General features: G+C 73.1%; 3 protein-coding genes and 1 pseudogene. All 4 read right to left on the bottom strand.

Annotation, left to right across the window (positions count from 1 at the left end; translation table 11 throughout):
* The coding region (locus G3I53_RS00505; protein WP_239063438.1) for a DUF5682 family protein at window positions 1–2697 on the bottom strand (2697 nt) is incomplete at its 3' end.
* Window positions 2694–3815, bottom strand: coding sequence for an AAA family ATPase (locus G3I53_RS00500; protein WP_164437914.1), 1122 nt, complete (start codon window positions 3813–3815; stop codon window positions 2694–2696). The genes G3I53_RS00500 and G3I53_RS00505, both read right to left, overlap by 4 nt.
* Window positions 3816–3973: 158 nt before the next feature.
* The gene (locus G3I53_RS00495) at window positions 3974–5410 is read right to left on the bottom strand and encodes a VWA domain-containing protein (protein WP_164437913.1); all 1437 of its coding nucleotides are present in this window, start codon (window positions 5408–5410) and stop codon (window positions 3974–3976) included.
* Window positions 5407–6001 (bottom strand): annotated as a pseudogene (locus G3I53_RS00490) (hypothetical protein); the annotation flags it as partial. The gene G3I53_RS00495 and the pseudogene G3I53_RS00490, both read right to left, overlap by 4 nt.

Below are 6001 nucleotides of genomic sequence, written 5' to 3'. Positions count from 1 at the left end.
CCGCTCGCGGCGGACGGGCACCGGTGCCGGGGCCCGCCACGGCGGCACCCACGCGTCCAGCTCCGCCAGGCGGCCCGGGAAGATCCGCCCGGCCTCCCGGATCAGCAGCGGCGCCAGGTCCGCCGCCTCGTTGCGCAGCGTGGTGATCAGCGTCGGCAGCCACGGCAGCAGCACCGGATCGGGCAGCCGGCCGAACGCGTTCGACACCGCCTCCACGACCACGTCCGCCAGCGCCGGCACCGGCTCCAGCGCGTGCACGAACCCGCTGAGATAGCGCGGATAGGCGGGCACCACCAGCGGGTTCGCCAGCAACGCGGCGCAGCGCTCCCGCAGTTCGCCGCGGCTGAGCGTGCCGAGCTGCACCTGCGCCGCCCACAGCAGCGCCGTCCGCGCCGGATCCTCGGGACGGGACTGCGCGACCGCCAGCTCCAGCTGGGCCCGGTCGCAGCCCAGCGACAGGGCCAGGCTCTCCATGCTGAACAGGAAGCCCAGCATCGCCGCGACCTGACCCACCGTCGCGTCCTCGTCGGCGAACGCCGTCGGCAGCAGCGTGCAGTAGTGCGCGTAACCGGTCTTGGCGAAGGCCTCGATCCACGGCGGCAGCACCGGCTCGCTCGTGCGGTAGTACGCCAGCAGCCGGCGCACCCGGCGCAGCACCTCCGGCGCGCCGTCCACACTGCGCTCCGACGCCAGCACCTCCAGCGCCCGGGTGCCCAGCTCGTCGGCGAGGCGGCGGCTGCCCAGGTACAGCGTCGCGTCCTCGACGGCGGCCAGCACCGTCGCCGTCGTCGCCTGCGGCGCGTACGCGGCCCGGCGCAGCCGCTGCTCCAGCACCTGCTCGATGCTGACGCCCTCGTAGCCGAGCTCGATCAGGGCCCGCTGGTGGGTGCCGATCGCCAGGTCCCAGGACTCCTGGATGGAGCGTTCGCCGAGAGCGCGCTCGCCCATGATCGGGCGGGCCGCGCCCTGCGGCATCAGCCGCCGCAGCATCCACAGCACGTCGGAGCAGGCCCGCAGCTCCGGCCGGGACGCCATGTCCAGCAACGCCCGCTGCACACCGCGCTGTTGCAGCTTCAGCCCCAGCGGGGCCAGCCGGTCGTGGACGTCGCGGGCGAGGGGCGGCAGCGCGTCGTAGCCGACCCGGCCGATCCGGTCGCCGCCCAGCATGATCTCGACCAGCCGCCGTACGTCCCGCCGCCCGGGCACCGCGTCCTTCTCGATGCAGGTGACGGCCGCGTCCTGGAAGTCGTACGGCGTGGGCTTGGCGCGGTCCCGCATCCCGGCGAGCAGGATCGACGTCTCGAAGACGGCGATCGCGTCGGCCGTGGAGGCGAGGTAGCCGTTGCGCCGGGCCGCGCGCACGATGTCCACCGACCAGCCGAGGAGTTCGGCCTCGTCGAGGGCGTCCAGCACCGGCGGGCGGCGCAGGAAGCCCGACAGCCGGTCGTCCGCATCCGTTGCGGACACCGCCGGGACGGCGGGCGCGGCGGTCTGCTTCGCCCGCGACTTCTTCGTGCCGGCCTGGCCCTCCAGCCGGTAGGGCTTCACCCGGGTGCGCCGGAGGTTCTTCGCCCATTCCGCCGCCGCGATGGACACCGAGCCCGACGCCAGGCCGAACTGTGCCTCGATGGCCGCGTGGCTGGACGGGATGAGGCCGTACTGCCAGGTGGTGTCGGAGCGCGGCGTGATGGTGAACGTGTCCGCACCGGCCACCCCGAACTCCTCGACCCTGCTGGCCGCGTGGAACGCGCCGCAGATGTACAGGCAGTCCGCCGGGTCGGTCCCGGTCGCGGCCAGGTGTTCGCGCATCCGTGTCCACATGTACCGCTCGCGGTCCTCGTCCACCCGCGTCCTGGCCGCGTCGCCGGGGGCGAGGCGGCGGAAGAGGCTGCCGATGAGGAACATGACCTGGCGGTAGGTGTCGTGGTCGCTGTCGCCGAGGGGCAGTTCGACGTACTGGTGCCACCACTCCGACCAGTGCCGGACCCGGCCGTGCCGCAGCAGGTGCTCCTCCAGTTCGGCGAAGCGCGGCCTGAGGTCCCCGATCTCCACGCCGACGGCCTCGCCGTGCAGCGCAGCCTCCTCGTGCTCCGCCGGGCCGGTCCCGCCGCCGGGGCCGGCCGCCCCCTCCGCGGCCGGCTCCGGGACGGGCTCCCCGCGCGCGTCCCACTGGAAGACGTGGTCCGAGGACCGGTCGACCAGGACCAGTTCCACGCCCGGGGTGTCGAGGGCGTAGGCGATGGCCTGGTACTCGGCGGACGCCTCCGTGATCGGCGCGACCACCGACAGCGGCGCCCACTCGGGCGGGAAGCCCTTCACCTCGCTGGCGAAGGCCTGGACGGCCACCGGCAGGCGGCAGTTGCGCAGCTCGGTCAGCAGCGGCGCCATGTCCTCGCACAGCTCCAGGTACACCACGCGGGGCTGCTTCTCGCGCAGCCGGCGGGCCATCGCGAGGGCGGACGCGGGGGAGTGGTGGCAGACGGGGAAGATCTCCAGCGGTTCGCGGACCGCGCGGTCCACGTCGTCGACCATGCCGAGGAGGATGTCCTCCAGGCCGTCCGGCCCGCCGGCGAACGCGGCGGCGGCCTCGTGCAGTTGGCCGCGCAGTGCGGCGAACGTGCTGCCGGGCGCGGTGACGGTGTCCGCGGCCGGGGCGGGCGTGCCCCGCCGGGCGGGGCTCTGCGGGGCGCCGCTCATGACAGCGTGGCGATCGCGTCGCGGCCGCCCTCCAGGAACTCGGGCCACGAGCCGCCCTCCTCCTTGCTGCGCGGCTCGACGACGCCGTGCAGGTACTTGTTGAGGATCGCCAGGTCCTCCGGCTCGCGGCGGGCGAGGGAGCCGACCAGCGAGGCGGCGAGGGTGCGGGCGGTCAGGGTGCGTTCGCCGAAGAAGTTGCTGTGCAGGATGGCGTCCTCCAGCACACCGATCTGCTCGGCGGTGGACAGGGCCGACTCCAGCTTCTCGTCGTCGCTGCCGGCCGCCGCGGCAGAGGCGCGCAGGTCGGCGAAGCTCTGGAGCAGCACGTCGAGCAGGGTGGGCGGCACGTCCAGCTCGATCGAGTGGCGCCGCAGCAGTTCCTCCGTGCGGAAGCGGACGATCTCGGTCTCGCTCTTCTTGTTGGTCATGACCGGGATGCGGACGAAGTTGAACCGGCGCTTCAGCGCGGAGGACAGGTCGTTGACGCCGCGGTCGCGGCTGTTGGCGGTGGCGATGACGGAGAAGCCGGGCTTGGCGAAGACGATGTTGTCGCTGCCGCCGCTCTCCAGTTCGGGGACCGAGATGTACTTCTCGGAGAGGATGGAGATCAGCGCGTCCTGGACGTCGCTGGTGGAGCGGGTCAGCTCCTCGAAACGGCCGATCGCGCCGGTCTCCATCGCCGTCATGATGGGCGAGGGGATCATCGACTCCCGGGACTGGCCCTTGGCGATGACCATGGAGACGTTCCACGAGTACTTGATGTGGTCCTCGGTGGTCCCGGCCGTGCCCTGCACCACCAGGGTGGAGTTGCGGCTGATCGCGGCGGACAGCAGCTCGGCCAGCCAGCTCTTGCCGGTGCCCGGGTCGCCGATCAGCAGCAGGCCGCGGTCGGAGGCGAGGGTGACGATGGACCGCTCGACGAAGCTGCGGTCGCCGAACCACTTCTGGGAGATCTCCCGGTCGAGGCCGTCGGAGCGTTCCGAGCCGAGGATGAACAGCCGGACCATCTTGGGCGACAGCCGCCAGGAGAACGGCTTGGGGTTGTCGTCGACCGACTCGAGCCAGTCGAGTTCCTCGGCGTACTTGATCTCGGCGGGGGCGCGCAACAGGTCGGACATCAGACGGTGGGCCTTTCGTACGTGAGCGGACGGGGGTCCGGAGCGGGGTCCGGACGGAAGGGCGTGGGACCGCGTCGGCGGTCGTCCCGGGCGGCGGCCCGGGGTGCGCGGCGGACACGGACCGGAAGGGGCCGCGGCGGCGCGGGACTCGGCGGGACTCAGGTCAGGAACGTCTTGAGCTCGTGCACCAGCTTCTTGATGTGGCCGGAGAGCACCGGGGTGCCGAGGTCCTTGAACCGCTCCCGGAACCACGGGTTGACGCTGCCGTGCCCGGAGCTGCTGACCGAGCCGACCGGGATGAACTTGGCGCCCGAGCGGTGGATGGCGGCCATGCTCTCGAAGAGCTCCTCGGTGCGCCATTCGTAGAAGTCGGAGATCCACACCACCACGGTGTTCCGCGGCTCGGCGATCTTCGGCTGGGCGAGGGCCATCGCGACGGTGCCGTCGGTGCCGCCGCCCAGCTTGGTGCGCAGCAGCGTCTCGAACGGGTCGCTCGCCCAGGGCGTGAGGTCCAGAGCCTGGGTGTCGTAGGCGACGAGGTGCACGTCCACCTTCGGCAGGCCGGCGAAGATGGAGGCCAGGATGGTGCAGTTGACCATCGAGTCGACCATGGAGCCGGACTGGTCCACGACGACGATCAGGCGCTGTGGCGTCGTCCTGCGGCTGCTGTGCCGGTAGTAGAGACGGTCGACGTAGAGCCGCTCCTCCTCCGGGCTCCAGTTGGTGAGGTTCTTCCAGATCGTGCGGTCCAGGTCGAGGTTGCGGAACACCCGCTTCGGCGGCACCGACCGGTCGAGCTCCCCGACCGTGGCCTTCTCCACCTGGGTGCGCAGGACCTGGGCGACCTCGTCCACGTAGCGGCGGATGAGCGACTTCGCGTTCGCCAGGGCCACGCCGGAGAGGTTGTCCTTGTCGCGCAGCAACTGCTCGATGAGGGACATGCTCGGGGTGAGCCGCGAGGCCAGCTTCGGGTCGGCGAGCACCTCGCGCAGGTGCATGCGTTTGACGAGTCCGGCCTCGATGGCGCCCAGTTCGGGCCCGATGGGCGGGACCAGCCGTCCCAGGTCGGGCGTGCGCCCGCCCCCCGTGCCGGTGGGGCTGACGCCGCCGCCCGCTCCGCTGCCCGTGCCGCGGGTGCCGCGCAGGTCGCCCGGCCGGCAGCCGAACGCCCGCTCCAGCCAGCCCGTGTCGGACTGCCAGCGCGCCAGCTGCCCGGCGGTGACGGTGCCGGAGCCGGTGTCGAAGACGTTGAGCAGCACCTTGGAGGCGAGGGCGGCCCGTCGCACCTCCGCGTCCCGGTCCCGCGCGCCGTCCTCGTCGGGCTCGGGTGCCAGCAGCCCGTCGAACTCGTCGGCCAGTTCGGGGTGGCGCTGCACCACGGAGTCGACCGAGGCTCCCGGGTCGAGCAGTGCGGACGGCAGCCCGATGTCCTCGACGACGGCCAGGCTCGCCGACTCCAGCGCGGCCTGCTCCTCCGGGTCGAACAGCCGGGCCAGCAGCCGCCAGTAGAGCACCTGGCGGCGGTTGTCGTAGGGGTCGGGCGCGTCGTCCGGGACGGCCGGCCCGCTCGGGTCGTGATGGCGGTCCTGGGTCATGTGCGCAGCAGCTTTCCGGCTCGTTCCCGCAGGACGGCGACGGCGGTGGTGGCGGCCTTCTCGGCCCGCACCCCGGCCTTGTCGGCCGTCCCCCCGGCCCAGGCGCCCGCGTGCAGGGCGACGGGCTTCTTGCGCACCAGCTTCTCCACGGCGAGCGGCTGCACCCGGAACTCCCCGCCGTCCCAGCGCAGCAGCGCGATGCAGGTGCCCGATCCGGCCACGGCCTCCGGGGTGAGCGGTCCGGCGTCCGGTGCCCGGTCGGCGTCGACGGCCAGCCGGTGTCCGGCGATCCGGAACGCGAGCCCGGAGTCGTCCTGTTCCGTGTCGTACCCCTCCAGCAGGACGGGCACGGCGATGCGGGCCGGGTGGCGGTCCAGCGGGGCCGTCGGCGGGGCGGCGGCGGGCAGCGCCACCCGGGCGGTGACCAGGGCGTCGGCCGGCTCACCGGTGCGGGCGCGCGCGTCGTCCCAGATGAGGTCGCCCTCGGCGGTGACCGGCATGGCGTCCAGTTCCATCGCGCGGCCCTCGCTGACGGCCGCCAGCAGCGACATGTGCGGGCGGAGCAGCTGCCACAGGCCCGCACCGACCACG

It is taken from the genome of Streptomyces sp. SID14436, assembly GCF_010548465.1.
Lineage (GTDB): Bacteria > Actinomycetota > Actinomycetes > Streptomycetales > Streptomycetaceae > Streptomyces.
This window is presented reverse-complemented; position numbering and strand designations above follow the sequence as displayed.